Consider the following 24,730-nt stretch of genomic DNA (forward strand, 5'->3'; position numbering starts at 1 on the left):
GCCCTGCCTGCTATTTGTCGAACGCGGGATCGACGGGCACGCGGTAGCCGTTGACGAGCCGGTTGGTCTCGTTGGCCATGCCGACCACGGCCATGAGCTCGGCGAACATCGCGGGCGTCATGCCGGCCTTCTCGGCGCCGGCGTGGTGGCTCGCCGTGCAGTAGCCGCAGCCGTTGGTCACGCTCACGGCGAGGTAGACCATCTCCTTCACCACGGGGTCGAGCGCGCCGGGCGCCATCACCTCCTTCAGGCTGCTCCAGGTGCGCCTGAGGGTGGCGGGATCGTTGGCGAGGTACTTCCAGAAATTGTTGACGTCGGGTACGTTGCGCGTGGTCTTGATGTCGTCGAAGACCGCGCGCACTTCCGGCGAAGCTGCCGCGTACTCGATGGGCTGGGGTTTCATGCGAGGCTCCTGCTGGTGTTGAAGGCTGGCCGACGGTACCAGCCTTCGCAGCACAGCTCGCGCACGGCGACCGGCCGCAGCCGGCCGCCGTGCCCAGCCGATCACTTCAGGTCGAAGCGATCGAGGTCCATCACCTTGGCCCAGGCGGCCACGAAGTCGCGCACGAACACCTGCTGCGCGTCGCCGGCGCCGTAGACCTCGGCGATCGCGCGCAGCTGCGAGTTCGAGCCGAACACCAGGTCGGCGGTGGTGGCGGTCCACTTCACCTCGCCGCTGGTGCGGTCGCGCCCTTCGAGCAGGTCGACGTCGGCGGCCGGCCTCTTCCAGCCGGTGCGCATGTCGAGCAGATTCACGAAGAAGTCGTTGCTCAGCGTCTCGGGCCGCTTGGTGAAGACGCCGTTGGGCGATTGGCCGTAGTTGGCGCCCAGCACGCGCAGGCCGCCGACGAGCACCGTCATCTCGGGCGCGCTCAGCCGCAGCAGCTGCGCCTTGTCGAGCAGCAGGTCGGCGGTGGCCGCGGGGTTGGTGCCCTTGCGCAGGTAGTTGCGGAACCCGTCGGCCAGAGGCTCCAGCACGGCGAAGGATTCGACGTCGGTCTGCTCCTGCGAAGCGTCCATGCGTCCCGGCGAGAAGGGCACGGTCACGTCCTGGCCGGCCTTCTTCGCGGCCGCCTCGACGCCCGCGTTGCCCGCCAGCACGATCAGGTCGGCCAGCGAGATCTTCTTGCCACCGGACTGCGCCGCGTTGAACTCCTTCTGGATGCCTTCGAGCACCGACAGCACCTTCGACAGCTCTGCCGGCTGGTTGACTTCCCAGTCCTTCTGCGGCGCGAGGCGGATGCGCGCACCGTTGGCGCCGCCGCGCTTGTCGCTGCCGCGGAAGGTGGAGGCCGAGGCCCAGGCGGTACGCACCAGCTCGCCGATGCCCAGGCCCGAGGCCAGCACCTTGGCCTTGAGCGCGGCGGTGTCCTTGTCATCGACCAGCGGATGGTCGACGGCGGGGATCGGGTCCTGCCAGATCAGCTCTTCCTTCGGCACCAGCTTGCCGAGGTAGCGGGCGCGCGGGCCCATGTCGCGGTGCGTGAGCTTGAACCAGGCGCGGGCGAAGGCGTCGGCGAACTCCTGCGGGTTGGCCATGTAGCGGCGCGAGATCTTCTCGTAGGCCGGGTCCACGCGCATCGCCATGTCGGCGGTGGTCATCATCGGGGCGTGGCGGCGCGACGGGTCGTGCGCGTCGGGCACGGTGTTGGCGCCGGTGTCGCCCTTGGGCTTCCACTGGTGCGCGCCGGCCGGGCTCTTCGTGAGCTCCCATTCGTAGCCGAAGAGGGTCTCGAAGTAGCTGTTGTCCCACTTGGTGGGCGTGGGCGTCCAGGCGCCTTCGATGCCGCTGGTGGTGGCGTGCACGCCGATGCCGCTCTCGAAGGCGTTGCGCCAGCCCAGGCCCATCTCCTCGATGCCGGCGCCTTCGGGCTCGGCACCCACCTTGGACGGATCGCCCGCGCCGTGCGCCTTGCCGAAGGTGTGGCCGCCGGCGGTGAGCGCCACGGTCTCCTCGTCGTTCATCGCCATGCGCGCGAAGGTTTCGCGGATGTCGCGGGCCGACTTCAGCGGATCGGGGTTGCCGTTGGGGCCTTCGGGGTTCACGTAGATCAGGCCCATCTGCACGGCAGCCAGCGGGTTGGCGAGCTCGCGGTCGCCGCTGTAGCGCTCGTCGCCCAGCCACTTGGTCTCGGCGCCCCAGTTGACGTCGTCTTCCGGCTCCCAGATGTCGGGGCGGCCGCCGGCGAAGCCGAAGGTCTTGAAGCCCATGGACTCCAGCGCGACGTTGCCGGTGAGGATCATCAGGTCGGCCCACGAGAGCTTGCGGCCGTACTTCTGCTTGATCGGCCACAGCAGGCGGCGCGCCTTGTCGAGGTTGCCGTTGTCGGGCCAGCTGTTGAGCGGCGCGAAGCGCTGCGCGCCCGCACCGCCGCCGCCGCGGCCGTCGAAGGTGCGGTACGTGCCGGCCGAGTGCCAGGCCATGCGGATGAAGAGCGGACCGTAGTGGCCGTAGTCGGCGGGCCACCAGTCCTGCGAATCGGTCATCAGCGCGTGGAGGTCCTTGACGACCGCATCGAGGTCGAGGGTCGCGAACTCCTTGGCGTAGTCGAAGTCCTCGCCCATCGGGTTGGACTTGGTGGAGTGCTGGTGCAGCAGCTTCAGGTTGAGCTGGTTGGGCCACCAGTCGGTGTTCGCCGCGGCGCGGCGGGCGGTGCCGGTGGTTGCATGGCCCGGGAACGGGCATTTGGCTTCATCGGACAAGGGGTTCTCCTTTGGTTGTCGGGTGCTCGGGGTGGAGCCGGCTCAGTCTAGGTATGCCGGGCTCATCCATCAACCAAATTGGGTTCATTGGGTGAATAGCGAAGGGCTATGCCCCACTACCCTCCCCCCGATGAAGGTCTACCCGTCCGTCTTCGCCCGGGAGCCGGGCACGGCGGCCAACCCCTGGCGGACTGCGGTGGTCGTGTGCCCGCCAAAGCCCCAGTTGTCGGTGTCGACCTCCTCGATGACGATGTGCGTCCACTCGGGCGGCTTGTGCAGCACGCGTTCGAGCGTGTCGGTGACCTCGCGGATGACCTGCGCCTTCTGCTCGGCGGTGTTGCCCTCTCGGGTGATGCGGATGCTGACGAATGGCATGGCCTGATCTCCTTGTCTGTATTTCCTTGTCTCTTCGCCGCTCGGCGCTCAGCGCCCGGCGCTGAAGCCGCCGTCCACCGGCAGCACGGCGCCGGTCACGAAGCCGGCGCGCGCGAGGTAGAGCACGGCCTCGTCGATGTCGCGCGTGGTACCGATGCGGCCCAGCGGATGCAGCCCCGCGAGCGCCGCGTGGTTCTCGGCGCTGTGCATGGGCGTGTCGACCACGCCGGGCGCCACCGCATTGACCGTCACGCCGTACGGCGCGAGCTCGAGCGCCAGCGCGCGCGTGGCCTCGTTGACGCCGCCCTTGAGCGCCACCGCCAGCAGCGCCGGCACGCCGCTGTGGGGCTGCATCGCGATCGCGGCGGTGATGTTGATGATCCTGCCGGCGCGCCGCTCGCTCATGTGCTTCGCCGCTTCCTGCGACGCGTAGAGCACGCCCTTCAGGTTGGTCGCGATGTTCTCTTCGATCTCCTGCGGCGTGAACTGCACGAAAGGCTTGGCGGTGAAGATGCCGGCGTTGTTCACCAGCACGTCGACATGGCCGTAGCGCGCGATGGCCTGCGCGAACAGCTCGCGCGCAGATTCGGACCGGCCGACGTCGCCCGCCACGCCGAGGAAGCGCACGCCCGCGTTCAGCTTTTCGGCCGCGGCCTGCAGGCGCTGTTCGGTGCGGCCGGTGCCTACGACGTTGTAGCCCTCGCGCAGGAAGGCCTCTGCCAGGCCCAGGCCGATGCCGCTGGTGGCTCCGGTGATGACGACGGTGTTTTCAGACTTGCTCATGGTGGTCCTCGATCAGGTTCGGTTTCAGGAAAAGTTCGAATGGCCGGTGCGGAATCCGCGTTTCGCCACCGGTTGGACAGAACTTTATTGATGACCTGAAAAGCAATAAACACACGCAACTACACTTGTCTTGATACGCCATGTAATCAATATGCAGCGCCAATTCGACGACGTTCTCCTGGGCAGCATCGAGCTGTTCTGCCTGGCGGCGGAAGCCGGCAGCTTCACGGCCGCGGCCAACGCGGCGGGCGTCACGCCCGCCGCAGTGAGCCGCTCCATCGCGCGACTGGAAAAGCGCCTGGGCGTGCGCCTGTTCGTGCGATCCACGCGCAGCATCCGCCTCACCGAAGGCGGCCGGGAATACTTCGAGCAGTGCCGCACCGCCCTGCACCAGCTGGCGGAGGCCGAGCACAAGCTCACCGGCGAGCACGTGCAGCCTTCGGGCACGCTGCGCATCAGCGCACCCACCACCTACGGCCATCACCGGCTGCTACCGCTGCTGCCAGAGTTCCGCGCGCGCTACCCGCTGATCAAGGTCGAGGCGCACATCAGCAACCGCAACATCGACCTGCACGAGGAAAACTTCGACATCGCGATCCGCTTTCGCGCCCAGCCGGATTCGACGATGGTGGCGCGCCACCTCGAAGACGCGAAGCTCGTGGTGGTCGCCAGCCCCGGCTACCTTCTGCGCGCGGGACAGCCGCAAACGCTGGACGATCTTGTGCACCACGAGTGCATCCAGTTCGACCTGCCCAGCAGCGGCCGGCAAATTCCCTGGCTGTTCATGGACGAAGGCCGCGAGAAGGAGATGCTCTCCGGCGGCAACTACAGCTGCGCCGAAGACGTGCTCGCGGGCGTGACGCTGGCCCGCGCCGGCGCCGGGCTGTTCCAGACCTACGGCTTCGTCGTCGAGAAAGACCTGGCACGCGGCGACCTGGTCGAGGTTCTGCAGCCCTATGCAGGGCGCTCACGTCCGGTGAGCCTGATCTATCCGCATGCACGGCTGCTGCCTTCGCGCGTGCGGGCGTTCGTGGAATTCTTGGTGGAGCGCGGCTCGGCGCCGCCGCCGCAGACGGAAGCCGTATCTTGAAAACTATCTCCGAGACAGCCGCAGCAGCGGGAAGGGCTCGCCGTCTCAGGCGTCGGCGATGGCGCGCGGCTTCAGGCGAAAGCTCACGCCCATCCTGTTCATGGCATTCATGGCGGCGATGGTCAGCGTGAGATCGACCAGGTCCTTCTCCGAGAAAGCCGCCGCCGCTGCCGCGTAGGCCTCCTCGGAGGCATGCGTTTCGCTGACCCGGGTCACTTCCTCGGCCCAGGCGAGCGCAGCGCGCTCCTGATCCGAGAACAGGCGGGGCACCTCATGCCACACCGGCACTAGCACGACCGTATCGACGGACATGCCCTGCTTGATGAGATCGCGCGTGTGGATGTCGATGCAGTAGGCACAACCGTTGATCTGGGAGACTCGCAGGAACACCAGGTGGATCAGCCTGGGCGGCAGCGCGGTGCCTGTCGTGACGAAGTGATGCAGACCGCCAACGGCCTTGGCACCCTCGGGAGAAACAGCAAACCAGTTGGCGCGTTTCATGTTTTCACCGTCCTTTCAGAGAAGCTGAGGAGCCGGCACCATGCCGGTCCATCAACTGCCAGACGGTCGAGCGCAGGCCGTTGTGACAAGTCCAGCAAAACTCGCCTGAACGCCGGGACATCCGCGCGTCGAGGCGTGGGGGGACGACCCGCCCAACGGGACTGCGCATTGATCAGAGGCATCCGCGCCGTCCAGGCGCTCGCTCGATCGATGATGCGCTGCCGCTCGCTCAGCTCACTCCACCGTCACGCTCTTCGCCAGATTGCGCGGCTTGTCGACGTCGGTGCCCCTCGCGCATGCGGTGTGGTACGACAGCAGCTGCAGCGGCACCACGTGCAGGATCGGCGAGAGGGCGCCGTAGTGCTCGGGCATGCGGATCACGTGCAGGCCCTCGCCGCTCTTGATCCTGGTGTCGCCGTCGGCCAGCACGTAGAGCACGCCGCCGCGGGCGCGCACTTCCTGCAGGTTGCTCTTGAGCTTCTCGAGCAGTGCGTCGTTGGGGGCCACGGCCACCACGGGCATCTCGCTCGTGACGAGCGCGAGCGGGCCGTGCTTGAGTTCGCCGGCGGCGTAGGCCTCGGCATGGATGTAGGTCACTTCCTTGAGCTTGAGCGCGCCTTCGAGGGCGATCGGGTAGTGCAGCCCGCGGCCGAGGAAGAGCGCGTTGTCCTTGCGAGCGAAGTCTTCCGCCCAGCCGATGATCTGCGGCTCCAGCGCGAGCACCGACTGCAGCGCGACCGGCAGGTGGCGCATCTCCTTCAGGTAGCGTGCCTCGTCGGCATCGCTGAACCTGCCCTTGGCCTGGGCGATGGCGAGCGTGAGCAGGAAGAGTCCCGCGAGCTGCGTGGTGAAGGCCTTGGTCGAGGCCACGCCGATTTCCACGCCGGCACGCGTGATGTACGCCAGCTTGCACTCGCGCACCATCGCGCTGGTGGCGACGTTGCAGATGGTCAGCGTCTGCTCCATGCCCAGCGAGCGCGCGTGCTTGAGCGCGGCCAGCGTATCGGCCGTCTCGCCCGACTGGCTGATGGTGACGACCAGCGTCTTCGGGTCGGGCACCGACTCGCGGTAGCGGTATTCGCTCGCGATCTCGACCTGCGTGGAGATCTTCGCGATGCCTTCGAGCCAGTACTTGGCGGTGCAGCCGCTGTAGTAGCTGGTGCCGCACGCGAGGATGAGTATCTTGTCGATGTCCTGGAACACGCGGTGCGCGCTCGCGCCGGTGGCGCCGTCCTGGCCGATGCCGTCGAACAGCTCCGGCACGATGCCTTCCACGCCCTCGAGCGTGTCGCCGATGGCGCGCGGCTGCTCGAAGATTTCCTTCTGCATGTAGTGGCGGTAGGGGCCGAGTTCGGCGGCGCCGCTGTGCGCGAGCACGGTGCGCACCTGGCGGGTGACGGGTTTGTGGTTCCTGTCGACGATCCAGTACTTGCCGGGCTGCACGTCGACCACGTCGCCCTCTTCCAGGTAGATGATCTGGTCGGTGACGCCCGCCAGAGCCATCGCGTCGCTGGCGAGGAAGTTCTCGGCGCCGTCCTTGCCCGCGCCGAGGATCAGCGGCGAACCCGCGCGCGCGCCGACCACGCGCTGCGGCTCGTCGCGGCAGATCACGGCGATGGCGTAGGCGCCGTGCAGCTGCAGCACCGCGGCCTTCACGGCCTCGAACAGGTCGCCGTCGTAGAGGCTGTCGACGAGGTGGGCGATAACCTCGGTGTCGGTCTGGCTTTCGAACACGTAGCCCTTGGCCTCGAGCGCGGCGCGCAGCGTCTCGTGGTTCTCGATGATGCCGTTGTGCACCAGCGCGATACGGCCGGGCCGCGCGGCCTGCGCGTCGGCGCCCGGGCCGTGGCTGAAGTGCGGATGCGCGTTGTGCACCGCCGGCGCGCCGTGCGTGGCCCAGCGCGTGTGGGCGATGCCGGTGAGGCCCTCGACCTTGTCGTCGCGCACCTGCGCCACGAGGTCGGCCACGCGCGAGGTGGTGCGGGCCCGCGTCAGGCCGCCGGCATGCACCGCGACGCCGCAGGAGTCATAGCCGCGGTACTCGAGCCGCTGGAGGCCCTGCACGAGGACCGGAACGATGTTGCGATGGGACGCTGCCCCGACGATGCCGCACATGGTGAGCTGCCTTTGAATGGAGAAGAGGCTCGATGGTAGGAAGGCACGAAAGAAATATGCATTCGAAATTGATTCAATTTCGGACTTTTATTTCTTCTTTTCTGTCGATTGGAGTTTTATTCCATAATTTCATTCGATATGGAATCAATCTCGCTGGATTCAACCGACCTGCGCCTGCTCGACGCTCTGCAGCGCGACGCCTCCCAGACCAACCAGCGTCTGGCCGCCGACGTGGGCATCTCCCCGCCCACCTGCCTGCGCCGCGTGCAGCGGCTGCGCGACATCGGCCTGATCGAGCGCCAGGTCGCGCTCCTGTCGCCCGACCGGCTTGCCGCGGTGCTGGGCCACGGCCTGCAGGCGGTGATCGAGATCTCGCTCGACCGGCAGGACGCCGCCTCGCTCGATGCCTTCGAGGCGCGCGTGATCGCCGACGACGCGGTGCAGCAGTGCTGGCGCGTGTCGCCCGGCCCCGACTTCGTGCTGGTCGTGGCGGCGCGCGACATGCCGGACTACGCCGCGCTCACGCAGCGCCTGTTCACGGCCGATGCGAACGTGCGCAACGTCAAGGCCTTCTTCAGCCTGAAACGCGCGAAGTTCGAGCCCCGGATGCCGCTGGGGTGAAAGTCCTCATGCCCTTCGCGAACACCGCGGAACCGGCTTTGCCGGGCCGCAGGCGTTGCCCCCGGTAGGGGGTTGGCGCAGCGACACGAAGTGCGCGAAGCCTGGGGGCGAGGCCAGTGCTACCGCGGAACCGGCTTTACCGGGCCGCAGGTGTTGCCCCCCCGGAAGGGGGTTGGCGCAGCGACACGAAGCGCACGCAGCCTGGGGGCGAGCCTATTTCTTCTTTTGCGGGCGCTTCCAGTTCGGGAAGCTCACCGCCTTGCTGCGCGCCACGGTCAGCGCGCCCGGCTCGGTCGACTTGTTGATGGTCGAGCCGCCGCCGATGGTGCCGCCCGCGCCGATGGTGACGGGCGCCACCAGTACGCAGTTGCTGCCCACGTGCACGTCGTCGCCGATCACGGTGCGGTGCTTGTTGGCACCGTCGTAGTTGGCGGTGATGCTGCCCGCGCCGTAGTTCACGCGCTCGCCCACGGTGGCGTCGCCCAGGTAGGCCAGGTGGTTGGCCTTGGCGCCGGCAGCCAGGGTGGAGTTCTTCACTTCCACGAAGTTGCCGATGTGCACCTCCGCGCCCAATTGCGCGCCGGGGCGCAGGCGCGCGAAGGGGCCGATCAGCGAGCCCGCGCCGACGGTGACGCCGGCCTTCTCGCCCTCGATGTGGGTAAAGGGGTGGATCACAGCGCCGGCCTCGATGCGCGCATTGGCGATCACGCAGTTGGCGCCGATGCGCACGCCCTCGCCCAGCGACACCGCGCCCTCGAACACGCAGTTGACGTCGATCTCCACGTCGCCCGCGCATTCGAGCGTGCCGCGCAGGTCGAAGCGCGACGGGTCCGCCAGGCGCACGCCCTGCTCCATCAGCGCGTTGGCCTGGCGCAGCTGCCATGCGCGCTCCAGCGCTGCAAGCTGGGCGGGGCTGTTGATGCCGGCCACCTGAAGCGCGTCGGTGATGACGTGCGCGACCACGGGCACGCCGTCGGCGGCAGCGAGCTTGACCACGTCGGTCAGGTAGTACTCGCCCTGGGCGTTGTCGTTGTCCAGGCGGCCGAGCCAGCCCTTGAGCAGGCGTGCCGGCACGGCCATCACCCCGCTGTAGATCTCGCGCACCGCGCGCTGGGCCTCGGTGGCGTCCTTGTGCTCGACCACGGCCTGCACGTCGCCCCGCACCTCGCCGTTGTCGGCCGCGCGGATGACCCGGCCGTAGCCCGTGGGGTCGTCGAACTCGATGGTCAGCAGCGCCAGCTTGCCGCCGGCGCTGGCCGCGACGAGCGCGCGCAGGGTTTCCTCGCCGATGAGCGGCACGTCGCCCGAGAGCACGACCACCGTGCCGTCATCCGACAGCAGCGGCGCGGCCTGCTGCACCGCGTGGCCGGTGCCTAGCTGCGGCTCCTGGCGCGCGAAGCGCACGGCGGCATTGCCCACGCCGCCGGCCATGGCGGCCTCGACCTGGTCCGCGCCGTGGCCGGTGACCACCACCACGTCGCGCGCCCCGATGCGCGCAGCCGTGCCCGCCACGTGCGCCAGCAGGGCCCGGCCGCCCAGCCGGTGCAGCACTTTCGGCAGCCGGCTCTTCATGCGGGTACCCTTGCCGGCGGCCATGATGACGACGTCGATCGGTCCTTGGTCGTTGTTCTGTTGCGGAGGCTGATTCATGCGTTTCTTTTCCAGGATTCGTTGCGCGACTTGCTCGGCAATCTCTGCGGTGCCCCGAATTATCGGCGTGCTGCTCGTGGCGGCCGCCCTGGGCGCCTGCAGCGCGATCCAGCTGGCCTACAACAACCTGCCGACGGTGAGCTACTGGTGGCTCGACGAGTACCTCGACTTCGACGGCACCCAGACCCCGAAGGTGCGCGACGAGCTCTCCCGGCTGCTGGCATGGCACCGGCAGAACGAGCTGCCGCGCCTGGCCTCGCTGCTGAAGGATGCACAGGCCATGGCCCCGGGCGAAGTCACGCCGGAGCAGGTCTGCGCGATGGCAGACCGCATCCGCGAGCGCCTGCTGGCCGTGACCGAGCGTGCCGAGCCCGCCGGCACCGAGCTGGCGCTGAGCCTGACCGAGGCGCAGCTGCAGCAGCTGGAGCGCAAGTACGCCAAGAACAACGCCCAGTACCGCAAGGACTGGCTGGACCGCACGCCCGAGCAGGTGCAGGAGAAGCGCTACGACCAGTTCCTCGACCGCACCGAGGATTTCTACGGCCGCCTGAGCGCCGAGCAGCGCGAGCTCCTGAAGCAGCAGGTCGCGCAGTCGGTGTTCGACCCGAAGCTGGCGGACGCCGAGCGCCGCAAGCGGCAGCAGGAAGCGCTCAGGCTGCTGCGCGGCTTCGTCGCCGCCAGGCCTTCGCCGTCACAGGCCCGCGCGGCGCTGCACGACTACATCCAGCGCATCGCCGAGCCGCCGCCGGGCCCCTGGCGCGACCAACAGCAGGCCCTTCTGCAGGAAGGCTGCCGCAACACCGCGGCCATGCACAACGGCACCAGCGCAAGCCAGCGCGCGCAGGCGGTGCGGCGGCTGCAGGCCTACCAGGACGACCTGCGCGAACTGGTGGCGGCGCGCTGAGCGCGCCGGGGTGCCGCGATCGGGAAGTGCCCGCTCAGATCAGCGGCGTGGGCCGCATCGGCCGCTCGAAGTAGTCGCCCAGCGCCTCGAGGGCATGCGGCTCCATGATGCGCAGCCAGCCGGCGTCGATCTTGTAGAGCCCCAGGCGCTGCAGCCGCCGCAGCGTCTTGTTGGTGTGCACCAGCGAAAGCCCCAGCGCGTCGGCGATGTGCTGCTGGTTGAACGGAAACTCGATCCAGCCGTCGCGCTCCATGCCCACGCGCTGGGCCCGGCGGAAGAGATGCATCAGCAGCATCGCCACCCGCTCGCTGGCGTTGCGCCGGCCGGTGGAGACGAGGTTGTCGTCGACCATCTTCTCTTCACGCGCGGCCAGCCAGGTGATGTCGTAGCCGAGCTTGGGCTGGGCGTGGAACAGTTCCCAGAGGCGGTCGCGCGAGAAGGCGCACAGCGTGACGTCGGTCACCGCCGCGACGCCGTGCGTGTGGCCGTCGGCGAACTCGTCCTGAAGGCCCAGGAAGTCGCCGGGCAGCAGGAAGCTCAGGATCTGCCGCCGGCCGTCGCTCAGCGTCTTGTAGCGGAACGCCCAGCCGGCATAGATGGTGAACAGCTGCGGACTGCGCCGGTGCTCCTCGATGATCGAGCCGCCCGCCGCCACGCGCCGGGCTCCCACGCGGAAGGACTGGATGGTCTTCAACTCTTCCGGCGAGCAGGGCAGGAACGCCTCGAGGCGTCGCAACCCGCATCGATCGCAAGGGTTCGCGCCCCCCGGAGGGGCCGCGGCGGCAGGGTAGTCCTCGTATTTCACGCTTCACTATAGGCGCCTGGCCTGTGTCTTTTGACATTTCGCGGGCTTGCCCGTGCCGCCTACACTCGACGGCCCCCTTCAACTCCGATCGCATGACCGCAGACGCAACGCCCCTCCACGAGATTCTCTACTGCAGCATGCTCACCCAGAGCCTGCCTCCGCAGACGGTGGGTCAGATCGTCTCGCGTGCCCGTGCCCAGAATGCACGGCACAACATCACCGGCTTGCTGGTGTTCGACGGCATGCGCTTCTGCCAGCACCTCGAAGGCCCGGCCGATGCCGTGGACGAGCTGATGAAACGGATCAAGGAGGACCCGCGGCACGTCGACGTCAAGGTGGTCTACGAGGCACCGCTGTCGGTGCGCAGGTACAGCGGCTTCGGCATGGGGCTGGCCGAATGCGAGGGACCCCACCTGATGGCTGGCGTGCACGCGCTGCAGGGGGAGGCGGCACTGCGCCACTTCCTGGCGCTGGTGCCGAGCTTCGACATCAACGGCTGAAACGGCGGGGAAACGGCCCGGGAATCGCCCGAGGTAGCCCCCAAAGCGCCCCAAACAGCTCCCGAAAAAAGGAAAAGGCGGCCGAAGCCGCCTTTTTCAGCACCTGGAGGACTGGGAACGATCAGGCGTTGTCCCAGCTGTAGGTGGCTCCGTAGCCATCCCACGCCTCCATCACGATGCGCTGGCCCGCAGCCACCATCAGCGATTCGCCGGGTGCGAGCACCAGGTCTTCGCTGGGATTGGCGAGCGTCGCGTCGGGCGTGATCCACACGCGGCCCTGCTTCACGCGCAGGATGCTGGCCGCCCGCGCCTTCAGGCTCATCGCCTCGCCGGGAGCGATCTGCCATGCACCGCGGCGGACTGCCGGCGGGACGGTGGCGGCGCGGGCCGGGACGGAGAGGGGCGAGAGCGATTCGGTGGTGCAGACGGCGGTGGACATGGTGTAACTCCTTGGGGCTTTGCCGACGCGCTTGACAGAAAGAGGCAATGGCGCAGTTCGGGAATGAATGATCGTTTCTCCCGCGTTGGCGGTCCAATGAAAACGAGTTAGCCTACTGATGCTGGTTTCGCATCAATTGACTGGCCGCGACCCGCCCTCGATTCACACCCATGCAACATTCCCAGACCCATCTGCGCTCCCGCCCGATCTCCGCCGGGCACCTGCGAGCCTTCGAGGCGGTGGCCCGCCACCTGAACTTCCGCGCCGCCGCCGAGGAGATGGCGCTGACCCAGTCGGCGGTGAGCCGCCAGATCCAGTCGCTGGAAGAGGAAGTGGGCGTGGCCCTGTTCCTGCGCCATACCCGCGCGGTGGAGCTCACCAGCGCCGGCGCCCTGCTGCTGCTGGCGGTACAGCAGTCGCTGCCGCGCATCGACACGGCCGTGCGCCAGATCCGCCAGAGCGCGGGACGGCAGAGCGTGTCGCTGACCACTTTCGCCTCGTTCGCCTCGATGTGGCTGATCCCGCGGCTGGAGGCCTTCCAGCGCGACAACCCCGAGATCGACATCCGCATCGACGCCAGCGACGTGGCGGTCGACCTCGACGTGGCCGACGTGGACATCGCCCTGCGCTACGGCCCGCGCGACGCCATGCCGCCGAGCGCGGTGCGCCTGTTCGGCGAGACGCTCACGCCGGTGGCCAGCCCCTGGCTGCTCAAGAGCAGCCCGCCCATCAGGACGCCGGAAGACATGACCCGGTTCACCCTGATCGAGGCCGGCGACGCCCACCGCACCCACCTCGAGTGGCTGACCTGGCGCCGCTGGTTCGAGGTGAACGGGCTGGAGCGCGCCCAGCCCAAGCGCTGGCTCTATTTCAACTACGCCTACCAGATGGTGCAGGCCGCCCTCACCGGCCAGGGCGTGACCCTGGCGCGCAGCTCGCTGATCGCCGAGAGCCTGGCCAACGGCGACTTGGTCGAGGTGCTGCCGCAGCACCGCATGGATTCGCCGATGTCCTACTGGCTGATCGCCGGCCCGCGCAGCATGCAGCGCCCGGAGATCAAGGCCTTCTGCGACTGGCTCCAGCTGCAGGCCGTGACCACGCGCGAGACCATCGGCGAGGTGCCCGACCCGGACACCGTCGACAACATCGACTGAGCCTCAAAAGGAAGAACAGCCTGGCAGCTTCTTCCAGGAACACCGCGGAACCGGCTCCGCCGGGCCGCAGGTGTTGCCCCCGGAAGGGGGTTGGCGAAGCGACACGAAGTGCGCGAAGACTGGGGGAGAGCCCAGTGCGCGACACGAAGTGCGCGCAGCCTGGGGGAGAGTCAAGCCACGGGCCAGACCACGCCGTTGTCGTTGAGGATGGCGTCCAGCGGCAGGTCGTGCGCCTCGGGCTCGAAGTCCTCGATGAAGCCGTTGGTGAAGCCCAGCCCCACCGTGAAGGGCCGCGGTTCGAGCGCGGCCAGCGTGCGGTCGTAGAAGCCCCCGCCGTAGCCCAGCCGGTAGCCGCCCGCGCTGTAACCCACGCAGGGCACGAACAGCAGCGTGGGCACGATCAGCTCGGTGTCCTTGGGCTTGGGGATGCCGTAGGCGTCCTCCTCCATCTGGCAGCCCGGGTACCAGGCATGGAAGGTCAGGGTCTTGTGAACTTTGTCGATCACCGGCAGTCCGATGCGGCGGCGCTGCGGCTCCTCCATGAGCTCGCCGTCTTCCTTCCAGCGGTGCAGTGCGGGCAGCGGATCGAACTCGCCCTTGATCGGCCAGTAGGCGCCGATCACTGTGTCGGGCCGGCCCACGAGCCAGATCCGCATCACGCGCTGCAAAAGGTCGGCGCGTGTCAGCCGGTCGGGCATCGCCAGACGTTGCTCGATGAGGGCTTTCCTCAACTGTTCCTTAAGAAAACTCGCCGTTGCCGAGGTGTCGGCACCCTTTGACTTGTCCATAATCCCCCGATGCAGTTCCCAAGCATTTTGGCATCCAAGCGCAGCCATCCGCGCAATGCGGTCCCCGCGCTGGTTTTTTCCGCGGTCATCGCCTTCGCCGCAATGCTCTCGCAGCAGCCCGCCGCGGCCCAGAGCAACACCAACGACGACGTCCTGATCCAGATGAAGCAGGCCTTCCAGCGCGGCGACAAGGCCCGGCTGACGGCCCTGCTGCCCCAGGCCCGCGGCCATGCGCTCGAACCCTGGGCGGCCTACTGGGAACTCAAGGCAAGGCTGCAGGAAGCCGCGCCCAACGAAGTGCAGGACTTCTACGCCCGCTACCCCGGCACCTACCAGGAAGACCGCCTGCGCAACGACTGGCTGCTGCTGACCGGCCAGCGCCGCGACTGGGACAACTTCTCCGCCTCGCTCGACGGCTTCCGCATGGGCGACGACCCGCAGGTGCGCTGCTACGCGATCCTGGTCGACACGCTGCGAACCGGCACCGCCACGCAGGCGCAGGCCGACGAGGTGCGCCGCAACTGGTTCGGCCAGAAGGACCTCGACGATGGCTGCCTCACCGCCGCCGACCGCATGGTCGCCGCCCGCCTGCTGTCGACCAACGACGTCTGGAAGAAGGCGCGCCTGGCCATGGAGGCCAACCGGCCGCAGGCCGCGCGCGCTGCCGTCACCATCGCCGCGCCCGACGCGCTGCCGCTTTTCGAGGAACTCAACGCGAGCTCGGCCAAGTTCCTGACCGGCCGTGCCTTCGTGGCCGCCAAGTCGCGCAAGGAGCTGGTGGTGCTCGCGCTCATCAAGGTCGCCATCGCCGACCCCGAGCAGGCGGCATCCCAGCTCGACAGCAAGTGGGGCCCGATGCTCTCGGCCGAGGAGCGCAACTGGCTCTGGGGCACCATCGGCCGCGCCGCCGCCATCAAGCTGTGGCCGCAGGCCGGCAGCTATTTCGCCAACGTCACCAAGAACAGCGACCTGTCCGACGACATGCTCGCCTGGCGCGTGCGCGCCGCCCTGCGCGCCGGCCAGTGGAAGGAAGTGGTGCCCGCCATCAACGCGATGAGCGAAACCACCCAGCTCGACCCGACCTGGGTCTACTGGAAGGCCCGCGCACTGGCCAGCGCAGGCGGCGACGAGCGCCGCGCCCAGGCCCGCGAGCTCTACCAGAGCATCGCCGGCTCGCGCGGCTTCTACGAGATGCTGGCGCTGGAAGAAATGGGCCAGCGCACCGTGGTGCCCACGCGCCCCGCTCCGCTCACGCCCGAGGAGAAAGCCGCCGCGCGCAGCAACCCGTCGCTGGCGCGCGGCCTCTACGCCATCGCCATCGGGCTGCGCCCCGAGGGCACGCGCGAGTGGAACTACGCCACCAACCTGCACGACAAGGGCGGCATGGACGACCGCGCGCTGCTCGCCGCGGCCGACTTCGCCTGCCAGCGCGAGGTGTGGGACCGCTGCATCAACACCAGCGAGCGCACCAAGGGCGTGGTCGACGTGGAGCAGCGTTTCCCGATGCCCTTCCACGACACGGTGCTGCGCAAGAGCCAGGACATCGGCCTCGACCCGGCCTACGTCTATGGCCTGATCCGCCAGGAAAGCCGCTTCATCATGGACGCGCGCTCCGGCGTCGGCGCCTCGGGCCTGATGCAGGTCATGCCCGCCACCGCGCGCTGGACGGCCCGCAAGATCGGCCTGGCCGACTTCTCGCCCAGCCAGATCAACGACCGCGAGACCAACATCACCATCGGCACCAACTACCTGAAGCTCGCGCTCGACGACTTCGACGGCTCTATGGCGCTGGCCGCCGCCGCCTACAACGCCGGCCCGGGCCGACCGCGCAGCTGGCGCAACGGCCCAGTGCTCGACGCGGCCATCTGGGCCGAGAACGTGCCCTTCAACGAGACGCGCGACTACGTGAAGAAGGTGCTGGCAAACACCACCAACTACGCCGCCATCATCAGCGGCCGGCCGCAGTCGCTGAAGGAGCGCCTGGGCCGCGTCGGCCCGCGCGATGCCTCCGAGCCCGAGCCGAACAAGGATCTTCCCTGAAGGCCGCCGCCTGAGATGAGCTGGCGCGACGAGGTCCTCGACACGCTGGCGTCCGAGTTCTCGGACGTGGGCGACGTCGCGCAGCTCACGCGCATCGTTTTGCGGCTCACGCTGGCGGGCGTGCTGGGCTTCGTGCTCGGCTTCGAGCGCGAGCAGCAGGGCAAGGCGGCCGGCGTGCGCACCCACATGCTGGTGGCCATCGGCTCGGCGATGTTCGTGCTGATTCCCCAGCAGACCGGCATCGTGCCGGCGGACATGAGCCGCGTCATACAGGGGCTGGTGGCGGGCGTGGGCTTCCTGTGCGCCGGCACCATCCTCAAGCAGGGCAAGGACGAGAGCCACGTGCAGGGCCTGACGACCGCCGCGGGCCTGTGGATGACCGCCGCCATCGGCATGGCCTGCGGGCTCGGCCGCGAGGTGACGGCGGTGACGAGCGCGCTGCTCGCGCTCGCCGTTCTCGCGCTGGTGCCGCGTCTCGTGGGCCTGATCGAGCGGGCGCCCGGGCAGCCGAAGGCCGATGGCGACGCCGCCCGCGCCGGCGGGCAGGACTCGGGCGACAAGCCCCGGCACTGAACGCCGGGCCGCCTGCGAAGCGGCATCAATTCGCGCCGCGTTCGGCATCAATCGCCGCGTGGCGCACGGCTAGCATCGAAGACCCTATTCAGCATCACCGCAACGGACCGGAGAACCCTCTCATGCGCAAGCTCTATGTCGGCAACAAGAACTACTCGTCATGGTCGATGCGGCCCTGGATCCTGATGAAGCAGGCCGGCATCGAGTTCGAGGAAGTCGCGGTGCGCTTCGATTCCTTCGAGGCCGACTCGCAGTTCAAGAACATCATCGGCGCGCTGAACCCCGCGGCCAAGGTGCCGGTGCTGGTGGAAGACGACGGCCTCGTCATCTGGGACACGCTCGCCATCGCCGAATACCTGGCCGAGAGCTTCCCCGACAAGCATCTCTGGCCCCAGGCCAGGGCCGACCGCGCCCGCGCGCGCAGCGTCTGCGCCGAGATGCACGCCGGCTTCGGCGGCCTGCGCAACCACTGCGGCATGAACCTCGAGGCCTCGCTGCCCGAAGTGGGCGCACGGCTGCTGAAGGAGGTGCCCGAAGTCGCCAGCGACCTCGCGCGCATCGTGCAGATGTGGAGCGGCCTGCTCGAGACCCATGGCGGCCCGATGCTCTTCGGCCGCGAGTTCGGCATCGCCGACGCCTACTTCGCGCCCGTGGGCACGCGCATCAAGACCTACGGCCTGCCGGTGCCGGCGCAGATCACCGCCTACATCGAGCGCGTGCAGGCGCTGCCGGGGGTGAAGGCCTGGATCGACGCGGGGCTGGCCGAAAAGGACTTCCTGCAGTTCGAGGAGCCCTACCGCACGGGGCGATAGGGCTTCAAACGCTGCAAGGGCGAGCCCGAGCCCGGTTCAGAACCGATAGGTCGCCGCCACGTAGGTGACGATCGGGTTGAGCTTCAGGCTCGCCTCGCTGGTCGCCACCGGCAGGCCGAAGACCGAGTTCGTGGTCAGCTTGGCCTTGGTCTTCAGCGGGATGTAGGAGACCGAGAACGAGATGCCCCAGTGCTTGTCGAACTGGTAGGCCGCGCCGATGTTGAGCACCGGGGCGAACTTGCTGTCCAGCTTGGCCGTGGTGTTGACCGCGAAGGGCGACTGGTGGAACTGCGTGGCCAGCGCGCTCTGCAGGTTCGGGGTCAGCTTGACGTCGCTGTACCAGACATAGGTGGCGCCGAGGCCGACGAAGGGGCGGAAGGCGGATTCGCCGTCGTTGAAGTAGTACTTGCCCAGGATCGTCGGGCTCCACTGGCGGGCCTCGCCGAGCTGGCCCACGCGCCCGAGGGTGCCGGTGCCGTCGAGCTTGAACTTCGGCGGCACGCCGAACACGCCTTCCACCGCCCAGTTGCTGTCGATGAAATAGGTGGCGTTGAGGCCCAGGGTGTCGGAATCGCTCACGCTGGCGCCGGAACCGGGCAGCACGCTCGGGATCGGCGAGGTCACGGTGAGCGGCTTGCTCGAATCCTGCGGTGACAGATGGAACCACCCCGTGCCGACGACCCAGTCGCCGGCCTTCTGCGCCATGGCACTGCCGGACGCCAGGGCGCCGAGCGCTGCCAGTGCAATCATTGTTTTCTTCATGAAATGTGTCCTTTTGATTGAATATCCCTCTGCGGATGCGGACGCCGGCTGTGCTCGCCGCTGAAGATCGCCCGGATGACGAACGATTGCCCGGTCTGCGCCGCGGATTATCGAACGACCGTTCTATTTCTGACAGGGGGACTATCCCTAAACTGCCGTCATGAAGATATTTCTCGTCGGCGGCGCCCTGCGCGACCGCCTGCTGGAGCGCCCCGTGTCCGACCACGACTGGCTGGTGGTCGGTGCCACGCCCGAGGAAATGGTGGCGCGCGGCTACCTGCCCGTGGGGCGCGACTTTCCGGTGTTCCTGCATCCCGAGACGCGCGAGGAATACGCGCTCGCGCGCACCGAGCGCAAGAGCGCGCCGGGCTACCGCGGCTTCACCGTGCATGCCGCGCCCGACGTCACGCTCGAACAGGACCTCGCCCGCCGCGACCTGACCGTCAACGCGATCGCGCTGCCCGCCGAACTGGTGAGCGCCGACGGCCGCTTCGATCCCGCGCCCGAGACGCTGGCCGACCCCTTCCACGGCCAGCGCGACCTGCGCGACAAGGTGCTGCGCCACGTGACCGATGCCTTCCGCGAAGACCCGGTGCGCATCCTGCGCGTGGCGCGCTTCGCCGCCCGCTTCGACGACTTCGACGTGGCCCCGGAAACCATGGCGCTGATGCGCGGGATGGTCGCGGCCGGCGAGGTCGATGCGCTGGTGGCCGAGCGCGTGTGGCAGGAGCTCTCGCGCGGCCTGATGGAAACACGCCCCTCGCGCATGTTCGACGTGCTGCGCGAATGCGGCGCACTGGCAGTGCTGCTGCCCGAAATCGACGCGAACGACCCGCTGCCGATGCAGGTGGTGGACACCGCCGCCCGGCTGAAGGCGTCGCTGGCCGTGCGCTTCGCCTGCCTGACCGGCGGCTTCGGTAGCGGCAAGGGCAGCGTGGCCTCGCTCCAGGCTTTGTGCGAACGCTGGCGCGTGCCGGTGGAGATCCGCGAGCTGGCGGAGATGGTGGCGCGCGAGCACTCGCACATCGACGAGAGCGGCGCGCTCGATGCCGCCGGGCTGGTGCGCCTGCTGGAGCGCTGCGACGCCTTCCGCAAGCCCGCACGCTTCGCCGAGGCGCTGCTGGCCTGCGAGTGCGCGGCGCGCAGCCGTCCGGGCACCGGCATCGAGGCCGATGCGCCCTGGCCGCAGCGCCAGCGGCTGCTCGCGGTGCTGGCGACGGCGTCGGCCGTGGCCACCGACGTGGTGGCCCGGGCCGCCCAGCAGTCGGGCGCCACGGGACCGAAGATCGGCGAGGCCATCCACCGGGCGCGCGTCGAGGCGGTCGCTTCGTCGCTGGGTCAGGCTTGAGGCCGACCGGGGCCAGCCCTTTCGGGGCATGACTTACGACACTTCCGTGCGCGAACCCCGTCGATAGCATCGGCCGGGTGAATGCCACCGCGCCGAAGCCGTCACGCGAGTCCGCCGACTTCCCGCACCCGCCAGGGGCGGACGAGCTGGGCCTGCGCGTGCTGCGCGAGCACGTGGCCTCGGTGTACGCGGCCTACGACGCGTCGGTGTTCGTGCACTTCGGCCTGGGCGCTGCGCTGGGCGCGGCCATGTACCTGCACCAGCCCCGCGCCTGGATCCTCGTGTGGATGGCGGCGCACCTCTTGCTGGGCCTGTTCCTCCTCTCGATGCCGCGCTGGCACGCCGGCGTGCCGCTGGCCGACACCAGGCGCTGGGCACGCCGGCATTCCTGCACCGTCATGGTGGTGGGCGCGGCCATGGCCAGTGCGCCGCTGCTCTTCATCACACCGGGCGACATGCCCGTGACCTCGGTCGTCACGGTGGCCATCATCGGCAGCTGCGCGCGGGCCATGCAGCTGCTGTGGCCGCTGAAGCCGGCGCTGTACGGCTACACCCTGCCGATGATGCTGAGCCTGATCGCCGCGCTGGCGTGGCAGGGCGACGCGACGCACTTCTTCCTGGCGCTCTTCAGCCTGGGCTACCTGCTCTTCACGCTGCGCGTGGGCGGCCAGCAGCACGAGCTGCTGACCGACTCGCTGGTGCTGCGCTTCGAGAACGAGGCGCTGGCCGGCCAGCTGGGCAGGCAGATCGCCGCCGCGGAGCGCGCGAGCGCCGAGAAGTCGCGATTCCTCGCCACCGCCAGCCACGACCTGCGCCAGCCGCTGCATGCCATCGCGCTCTTCGGCGCGGCACTGGAGAACGAGCTGCGCGAGCACCACGGCGGCCGCAACGCGCAGCAGCTGATGCGCGCGGTGAACGCACTGGGCAATTCGCTCGACACCATGCTCGACGTGTCGCGCCTCGATGCGGGCGTGGTCACGCCGGACATCGCGCCGGTGTCGCTCGACGCGCTGTTCCGCTCGCTCAACCGCCTGTTCGCGGCCAGGGCCGAGGAGCGGCAGCTGCAGCTGCGGGTGCGCGCCAGCGGCCTCCGGGTGCGCAGCGATGCGCAGCTGCTGCACCGCATGCTCTCCAACCTCGTCGACAACGCGCTGAAGTACACGACACGCGGCGGCGTGTCGGTGCGGGCCCGCGCGCGCGGCGACACGGTGTGGATCGAGGTGTTCGACACCGGCATCGGCATCGCGCCCGAGCAGCAGGAGCGCGTGTTCGAGGAGTACTACCAGGTGCACAACCCGGGCCGCGACCGCACGCAGGGGCTGGGCATCGGCCTGTCGATCGTGCGGCGGCTCTCGCAGCTGCTCGGGCATCCGGTGCGGCTGAAGTCGCGCCCCGGCCGCGGCAGCCTCTTCCGCCTCGAACTGCCGGCCGCCGAGGAAGCTGCGGTGCCCGATGCCGAGGGCGGGCCTCTTGCAGCCCGCCGCGCCGCAGGGCAGCGCGCCGATTGCACGCCGGGGGCAGTGCACGGGCGCATCCTGCTCATCGACGACGAAGCGGATATCCGCGAAGCCATGGTCGGCCTGTTCAGGTCACACCATCTCTCGCTGGAGGCCGTCGCCAGCGAGGCCGAAGCCGCGGAGCTCCTAGCAAGCCCCGACGCGCAGGAGCGCCCCTTCTCGCTGCTGATGTGCGACTACCGCCTCGGCGGCGGCGAGAACGGGCTCGACGTGGGGCAGCGCCTGCAGCAGCGCTTCGGCCTTCAAGCACCGTTGCTGCTGGTGACGGGGGAGACCTCGCCCCAGCGGCTGCAGCGCGTGCGCGCCTCGGGCATTCCGGTGCTGTTCAAGCCGGTGAACCCGGCGACGCTGCTGCGCGCGCTCGCCGAACTGGCGCCGGCGCCCTCGCTGGCAGCGCACTGATTCGAAGCGCTCCCGGCGCGTCCGGGGCGACATGGGGCTTTGGCCGACATGCGCCGCGAACGGCGCGTGTTAAGGTTTTTACCGATGCCAAAGTCCTCCAGCAACCCGCCGTTGCCTCCTCCGTTGGCGCGGGACGCAGCCCTCTTCCTCGACTTCGACGGTACCCTGGTCGGGCTCGCGCCCACGCCCGAAGCCATCGAGATTCCACCCGCCCTCGTGCCCCTGCTGAGCGACCTGCGCGACCAGCTCGGCGGTGCGCTCGCCGTGGTGTCGGGCCGCCAGATCGATGCCATCGACCGCTTTCTCGCGCCCCTGCGGCTGCCTGCGGCCGGCGAGCACGGCGTGCAGCGCCGCGATGCCGCCGGCAGCATGCAGGAGCAGCGGCCGCCCGATCTCGCCCCCGTGCTCGACATCGCCAACGAGCTGGCTCGCGTGCACGAAGGCCTGCTTGTCGAGCGCAAGCACGCGGCCATCGCGCTGCACTACCGGCTCGCTCCGCAGCTGGAGGCGGTGTGCCGCGACGCGATGTCGCGCGCCATCGCGCTCGATCCGATGCTGGAGCTGATGCACGGCAAGTTCGTCTTCGAGGTGAAGCCCGCAGGCGTCAACAAGGGCATCGCCATCGATGCCTTCATGACCGAGGCGCCCTTCGCCGGCCGCGTGCCGGTCTTCCTCGGCGACGACACCACCGACGAAAGCGGATTCGCCGTGGTGCAGCCGCGCGGCGGCATCGCGATCAAGGTGGGCTCGGGCCCCAGCCTGGCGCTGCACCGCCTCGAATCGCCGCTGGCCGTCTACGAATGGCTGGTGCAGGCACGCGACCTGCTGGCGGCAAGGCCGCAGGACTCTGCAAGCCGATCCGAAGAATCACCGAGGAGCCCCCGATGACAGAACAACAGACGCCGGTGGCGCCCGAGGACCGCGCCGGGCAGGCCCTGGCCGGCGCGACCGGTCCCGACGACCGCGCACCGGTCGATCCGCAGGCAGCCGCAAGGCCTGGCGCCCGCGGCTTCGCGCCGCCGGCCGAGCCCTCGCTCAACGTGGGCGTGATCGGCAACTGCGCCTACAGCGCACTCATCGACTCGCGCGGCCGCGCCGTGTGGTGCTGCCTGCCGCGCTTCGACGGCGACCCGGTGTTCAACGCCCTGCTGCATCCCGGCGAGGATGCGGGCGCCTGGAGCATCGACATCGAGGACTTCGCCGAATCGAAGCAGTGGTACGAGCCGAACACCGCCGTGCTGCGCACGCAGCTCTTCGACAGCGCGGGCCAGGGCATCGAGATCACCGACTTCGCGCCGCGCTTCTACAGCCGCTCGCGCTACTTCCGCCCGCTGATGCTGGTGCGCCGCGTGCGGCCCATCGCGGGGGCGCCGCGCATCCGCGTGTCGCTCGATCCGCGCTTCCAGTGGGGCGCCTCGGCGCCGCTGGAGGTCACGCGCGGCAGCAACCACATCCGCTATGTCGGGCCCGACGTGACGCTGCGGCTGAACACCGACGCCTCGATCTCGCACATCCTCTCGCGCCAGCCCTTCGTGCTCTCGCGCGAATACAACTTCATGTTCGGCGTCGACGAGACGCTGATGGACGGCATCGCCGACACCGCGCGCCGCTTCGAGCAGGAGACCATCGCGTACTGGCGCGTCTGGAGCAAGCGCCTGGCCATTCCGTTCGAGTACCAGGACGCGGTGATCCGCGCGGCCATCACGCTGAAGCTCTCGCTGTACGAGGACACGGGTGCCATCGTCGCGGCCATGACCACCAGCATTCCCGAGGCGCCGGGCAGCCAGCGCAACTGGGACTACCGCTACTGCTGGCTGCGCGACGCCTTCTTCGTGGTGCGCGCGCTCAATTCGCTGAGCGAAGTGGGCACCATGGAGGACTACCTGCGCTGGCTCGGCAACGTGGTGATCGGCTCGCACGGCGAGCACATCCAGCCGCTGTACGGCATCGGGCTGGAGCGCGAGCTGCCGGAGTCCTTCGTCGATGGCCTTCCCGGCTACCGCGGCATGGGCCCGGTGCGCGTGGGCAACCAGGCGCAGGAGCACTTCCAGCACGACGTGTACGGCAACATCGTGCTCGGCGCGGCGCAGGCCTTCCACGACCACCGGCTGCTCAGCCGCGCGGGGCTGGCGGAGTTTCCGCACCTCGAGGCGGTGGGCGAGCGCGCGGTGGCCGTCTACGGCACGCCCGACGCCGGCATGTGGGAGCTTCGCACCCGCGCGCGCGTGCACACCAGCTCGGCGCTGATGAGCTGGGCCGCCTGCGACCGGCTCGCCAAGATCGCTCGCACACTGGGGCTGGCGGAACGCGCCGCCTACTGGCACGGCCATGCCGCGCGCATGAAGGAGGAGATCCTCGCCAAGTCTTGGTGCGAGGAGCGCCAGGCCTTCGCCGAGAGCTTCGGCGGGCACGAGCTCGACGCGAGCATCCTGCTGATGGTGGAAGTGGGCCTGATCGACGCGCGCGACCCGCGCTTCATCTCGACCGTCGATGCCATGGAGAAGACGCTGTGCGACGGCCCCTACATGCGCCGCTACGAGGCCGCCGACGACTTCGGCAAGCCCGAGACCGCCTTCAACATCTGCACCTTCTGGCGCATCGACGCGCTAGCCAAGATCGGCCGCAAGGCCGAGGCGCGCCAGATCTTCGAGACCATGCTCGCCGCGCGCAATCCGCTGGGGCTGCTGTCCGAAGACACCCACCCGGTCACCGGCGAGATGTGGGGCAACTTCCCGCAGACCTACTCGATGGTCGGCATCATCAACGCGGCGGTGCGCCTGTCCGCTCCCTGGGACTCCGCCATATGAACGCCACCCGGTCTTCCACCCGCTGCACCCGTGCAACGCCA

The 24,730-nt window shown here is 69.0% G+C and carries 22 protein-coding genes and 1 pseudogene; 12 read left to right on the top strand and 11 right to left on the bottom strand.

The window, feature by feature from the left end:
• Nucleotides 1–10: 10 nt before the first annotated feature.
• From G369_RS0113645 to G369_RS0113660, 4 genes and pseudogenes are all read right to left on the bottom strand, one after another.
• A complete protein-coding gene (locus tag G369_RS0113645; RefSeq protein ID WP_019654563.1) occupies nucleotides 11–403 on the bottom strand; it encodes a carboxymuconolactone decarboxylase family protein in 393 nt (130 codons plus the stop codon).
• Between the two features lie 101 nt (nucleotides 404–504).
• Nucleotides 505–2,703 (bottom strand): catalase/peroxidase HPI, encoded by a 2,199-nt coding sequence (gene katG / locus G369_RS0113650; protein WP_019654564.1) that lies wholly within the window; start codon nucleotides 2,701–2,703, stop codon nucleotides 505–507.
• 138 nt (nucleotides 2,704–2,841) lie between these two features.
• A pseudogene (locus G369_RS0113655) lies at nucleotides 2,842–3,090 on the bottom strand (tautomerase family protein); the annotation flags it as partial.
• A gap of 36 nt (nucleotides 3,091–3,126) precedes the next feature.
• Nucleotides 3,127–3,861 carry an SDR family NAD(P)-dependent oxidoreductase gene (locus G369_RS0113660; RefSeq protein ID WP_019654566.1) on the bottom strand — a complete coding sequence of 245 codons (735 nt, stop codon included), beginning with the start codon at nucleotides 3,859–3,861 and terminating at the stop codon, nucleotides 3,127–3,129.
• Nucleotides 3,862–4,012: 151 nt separating this feature from the next.
• Here G369_RS0113660 and G369_RS0113665 point away from each other — a divergent pair, with 151 nt between their 5' ends.
• Nucleotides 4,013–4,951, top strand: coding sequence for a LysR family transcriptional regulator (locus G369_RS0113665; RefSeq protein ID WP_019654567.1), 939 nt, complete (start codon nucleotides 4,013–4,015; stop codon nucleotides 4,949–4,951).
• 45 nt (nucleotides 4,952–4,996) lie between these two features.
• Here G369_RS0113665 and G369_RS0113670 read toward each other — a convergent pair whose 3' ends face one another.
• Nucleotides 4,997–5,452, bottom strand: a complete 456-nt coding sequence (locus G369_RS0113670) for a carboxymuconolactone decarboxylase family protein (protein ID WP_019654568.1) — start codon at nucleotides 5,450–5,452, stop codon at nucleotides 4,997–4,999.
• Nucleotides 5,453–5,686: 234 nt separating this feature from the next.
• Nucleotides 5,687–7,567 carry a glutamine--fructose-6-phosphate transaminase (isomerizing) gene (gene glmS / locus G369_RS0113675; protein WP_019654569.1) on the bottom strand — a complete coding sequence of 627 codons (1,881 nt, stop codon included), beginning with the start codon at nucleotides 7,565–7,567 and terminating at the stop codon, nucleotides 5,687–5,689.
• A 138-nt stretch (nucleotides 7,568–7,705) separates the two neighbouring features.
• Here glmS and G369_RS0113680 point away from each other — a divergent pair, with 138 nt between their 5' ends.
• On the top strand, nucleotides 7,706–8,188 hold the full coding sequence (locus G369_RS0113680; protein WP_019654570.1) for an Lrp/AsnC family transcriptional regulator: 483 nt from the start codon (nucleotides 7,706–7,708) through the stop codon (nucleotides 8,186–8,188).
• A 213-nt stretch (nucleotides 8,189–8,401) separates the two neighbouring features.
• Here G369_RS0113680 and glmU read toward each other — a convergent pair whose 3' ends face one another.
• Nucleotides 8,402–9,838, bottom strand: a complete 1,437-nt coding sequence (glmU, locus tag G369_RS0113685) for a bifunctional UDP-N-acetylglucosamine diphosphorylase/glucosamine-1-phosphate N-acetyltransferase GlmU (protein WP_019654571.1) — start codon at nucleotides 9,836–9,838, stop codon at nucleotides 8,402–8,404.
• Between the two features lie 49 nt (nucleotides 9,839–9,887).
• Here glmU and G369_RS0113690 point away from each other — a divergent pair, with 49 nt between their 5' ends.
• Nucleotides 9,888–10,742: a DUF6279 family lipoprotein gene (locus tag G369_RS0113690; protein WP_019654572.1), complete on the top strand. Its 855-nt coding sequence runs from the start codon at nucleotides 9,888–9,890 to the stop codon at nucleotides 10,740–10,742.
• A gap of 34 nt (nucleotides 10,743–10,776) precedes the next feature.
• Here the strand turns inward: G369_RS0113690 and G369_RS0113695 are convergent, their stop codons facing one another.
• On the bottom strand, nucleotides 10,777–11,478 hold the full coding sequence (locus G369_RS0113695) for a Crp/Fnr family transcriptional regulator (protein WP_019654573.1): 702 nt from the start codon (nucleotides 11,476–11,478) through the stop codon (nucleotides 10,777–10,779).
• 161 nt (nucleotides 11,479–11,639) lie between these two features.
• Between G369_RS0113695 and G369_RS0113700 the strand changes: the two genes are divergently transcribed.
• The gene (locus G369_RS0113700) at nucleotides 11,640–12,047 is read left to right on the top strand and encodes a BLUF domain-containing protein (RefSeq protein WP_019654574.1); all 408 of its coding nucleotides are present in this window, start codon (nucleotides 11,640–11,642) and stop codon (nucleotides 12,045–12,047) included.
• 121 nt (nucleotides 12,048–12,168) lie between these two features.
• Here the strand turns inward: G369_RS0113700 and G369_RS0113705 are convergent, their stop codons facing one another.
• Nucleotides 12,169–12,486 (bottom strand): DUF2917 domain-containing protein, encoded by a 318-nt coding sequence (locus G369_RS0113705; RefSeq protein ID WP_019654575.1) that lies wholly within the window; start codon nucleotides 12,484–12,486, stop codon nucleotides 12,169–12,171.
• A gap of 170 nt (nucleotides 12,487–12,656) precedes the next feature.
• On the opposite strand from G369_RS0113705, the gene G369_RS0113710 reads away from it, so the two are divergent.
• Nucleotides 12,657–13,640: a LysR substrate-binding domain-containing protein gene (locus G369_RS0113710; protein ID WP_019654576.1), complete on the top strand. Its 984-nt coding sequence runs from the start codon at nucleotides 12,657–12,659 to the stop codon at nucleotides 13,638–13,640.
• Between the two features lie 170 nt (nucleotides 13,641–13,810).
• Here G369_RS0113710 and G369_RS0113715 read toward each other — a convergent pair whose 3' ends face one another.
• Nucleotides 13,811–14,428: a 5-formyltetrahydrofolate cyclo-ligase gene (locus G369_RS0113715; RefSeq protein WP_019654577.1), complete on the bottom strand. Its 618-nt coding sequence runs from the start codon at nucleotides 14,426–14,428 to the stop codon at nucleotides 13,811–13,813.
• A 9-nt stretch (nucleotides 14,429–14,437) separates the two neighbouring features.
• Here G369_RS0113715 and G369_RS0113720 point away from each other — a divergent pair, with 9 nt between their 5' ends.
• The 3 genes from G369_RS0113720 (at nucleotide 14,438) to G369_RS0113730 (ending at nucleotide 17,853) form a co-directional block, all read left to right on the top strand.
• Nucleotides 14,438–16,468, top strand: a complete 2,031-nt coding sequence (locus tag G369_RS0113720; RefSeq protein WP_019654578.1) for a lytic transglycosylase domain-containing protein — start codon at nucleotides 14,438–14,440, stop codon at nucleotides 16,466–16,468.
• Nucleotides 16,469–16,483: 15 nt separating this feature from the next.
• Nucleotides 16,484–17,041 (top strand): MgtC/SapB family protein, encoded by a 558-nt coding sequence (locus tag G369_RS0113725; RefSeq protein WP_019654579.1) that lies wholly within the window; start codon nucleotides 16,484–16,486, stop codon nucleotides 17,039–17,041.
• 122 nt (nucleotides 17,042–17,163) lie between these two features.
• On the top strand, nucleotides 17,164–17,853 hold the full coding sequence (locus G369_RS0113730) for a glutathione S-transferase family protein (protein WP_019654580.1): 690 nt from the start codon (nucleotides 17,164–17,166) through the stop codon (nucleotides 17,851–17,853).
• A 36-nt stretch (nucleotides 17,854–17,889) separates the two neighbouring features.
• Here the strand turns inward: G369_RS0113730 and G369_RS0113735 are convergent, their stop codons facing one another.
• Nucleotides 17,890–18,615 (bottom strand): OmpW/AlkL family protein, encoded by a 726-nt coding sequence (locus G369_RS0113735; protein ID WP_019654581.1) that lies wholly within the window; start codon nucleotides 18,613–18,615, stop codon nucleotides 17,890–17,892.
• A 160-nt stretch (nucleotides 18,616–18,775) separates the two neighbouring features.
• Between G369_RS0113735 and G369_RS0113740 the strand changes: the two genes are divergently transcribed.
• The 4 genes from G369_RS0113740 (at nucleotide 18,776) to G369_RS0113755 (ending at nucleotide 24,689) form a co-directional block, all read left to right on the top strand.
• Nucleotides 18,776–19,963 carry a multifunctional CCA addition/repair protein gene (locus G369_RS0113740; RefSeq protein WP_019654582.1) on the top strand — a complete coding sequence of 396 codons (1,188 nt, stop codon included), beginning with the start codon at nucleotides 18,776–18,778 and terminating at the stop codon, nucleotides 19,961–19,963.
• Nucleotides 19,964–20,040: 77 nt separating this feature from the next.
• Entirely contained in the window at nucleotides 20,041–21,882 is a 1,842-nt protein-coding gene (locus tag G369_RS0113745) for an ATP-binding response regulator (protein ID WP_019654583.1), read from the top strand.
• 84 nt (nucleotides 21,883–21,966) lie between these two features.
• Entirely contained in the window at nucleotides 21,967–22,770 is an 804-nt protein-coding gene (gene otsB, locus G369_RS0113750; protein ID WP_038114569.1) for a trehalose-phosphatase, read from the top strand.
• Nucleotides 22,767–24,689 (top strand): glycoside hydrolase family 15 protein, encoded by a 1,923-nt coding sequence (locus G369_RS0113755; protein ID WP_019654585.1) that lies wholly within the window; start codon nucleotides 22,767–22,769, stop codon nucleotides 24,687–24,689. The genes otsB and G369_RS0113755 overlap by 4 nt, the downstream gene beginning before the upstream one ends.
• Nucleotides 24,690–24,730 lie beyond the last annotated feature (41 nt).

The organism is Variovorax atrisoli 110B, from assembly GCF_000382045.1.
Classification (GTDB): domain Bacteria; phylum Pseudomonadota; class Gammaproteobacteria; order Burkholderiales; family Burkholderiaceae_C; genus Variovorax; species Variovorax atrisoli.

Bases quoted from the DNA above. Each gene is read 5' to 3' on its own strand.
- G369_RS0113710 (WP_019654576.1), top strand. From the start codon at position 12,657: ATGCAACATTCCCAGACCCATCTGCGCTCCCGCCCGATCTCCGCCGGG.
- G369_RS0113725 (WP_019654579.1), top strand. From the start codon at position 16,484: ATGAGCTGGCGCGACGAGGTCCTCGACACGCTGGCGTCCGAGTTCTCG.
- G369_RS0113645 (WP_019654563.1), bottom strand. From the start codon at position 403: ATGAAACCCCAGCCCATCGAGTACGCGGCAGCTTCGCCGGAAGTGCGC.
- G369_RS0113755 (WP_019654585.1), top strand. From the start codon at position 22,767: ATGACAGAACAACAGACGCCGGTGGCGCCCGAGGACCGCGCCGGGCAG.
- G369_RS0113735 (WP_019654581.1), bottom strand. From the start codon at position 18,615: ATGAAGAAAACAATGATTGCACTGGCAGCGCTCGGCGCCCTGGCGTCC.
- G369_RS0113670 (WP_019654568.1), bottom strand. From the start codon at position 5,452: ATGAAACGCGCCAACTGGTTTGCTGTTTCTCCCGAGGGTGCCAAGGCC.
- otsB (WP_038114569.1), top strand. From the start codon at position 21,967: ATGCCAAAGTCCTCCAGCAACCCGCCGTTGCCTCCTCCGTTGGCGCGG.
- G369_RS0113680 (WP_019654570.1), top strand. From the start codon at position 7,706: ATGGAATCAATCTCGCTGGATTCAACCGACCTGCGCCTGCTCGACGCT.
- G369_RS0113715 (WP_019654577.1), bottom strand. From the start codon at position 14,428: ATGGACAAGTCAAAGGGTGCCGACACCTCGGCAACGGCGAGTTTTCTT.
- G369_RS0113720 (WP_019654578.1), top strand. From the start codon at position 14,438: ATGCAGTTCCCAAGCATTTTGGCATCCAAGCGCAGCCATCCGCGCAAT.
- glmU (WP_019654571.1), bottom strand. From the start codon at position 9,838: ATGAATCAGCCTCCGCAACAGAACAACGACCAAGGACCGATCGACGTC.
- G369_RS0113660 (WP_019654566.1), bottom strand. From the start codon at position 3,861: ATGAGCAAGTCTGAAAACACCGTCGTCATCACCGGAGCCACCAGCGGC.
- glmS (WP_019654569.1), bottom strand. From the start codon at position 7,567: ATGTGCGGCATCGTCGGGGCAGCGTCCCATCGCAACATCGTTCCGGTC.
- G369_RS0113700 (WP_019654574.1), top strand. From the start codon at position 11,640: ATGACCGCAGACGCAACGCCCCTCCACGAGATTCTCTACTGCAGCATG.
- G369_RS0113730 (WP_019654580.1), top strand. From the start codon at position 17,164: ATGCGCAAGCTCTATGTCGGCAACAAGAACTACTCGTCATGGTCGATG.
- G369_RS0113740 (WP_019654582.1), top strand. From the start codon at position 18,776: ATGAAGATATTTCTCGTCGGCGGCGCCCTGCGCGACCGCCTGCTGGAG.
- G369_RS0113665 (WP_019654567.1), top strand. From the start codon at position 4,013: ATGCAGCGCCAATTCGACGACGTTCTCCTGGGCAGCATCGAGCTGTTC.
- G369_RS0113705 (WP_019654575.1), bottom strand. From the start codon at position 12,486: ATGTCCACCGCCGTCTGCACCACCGAATCGCTCTCGCCCCTCTCCGTC.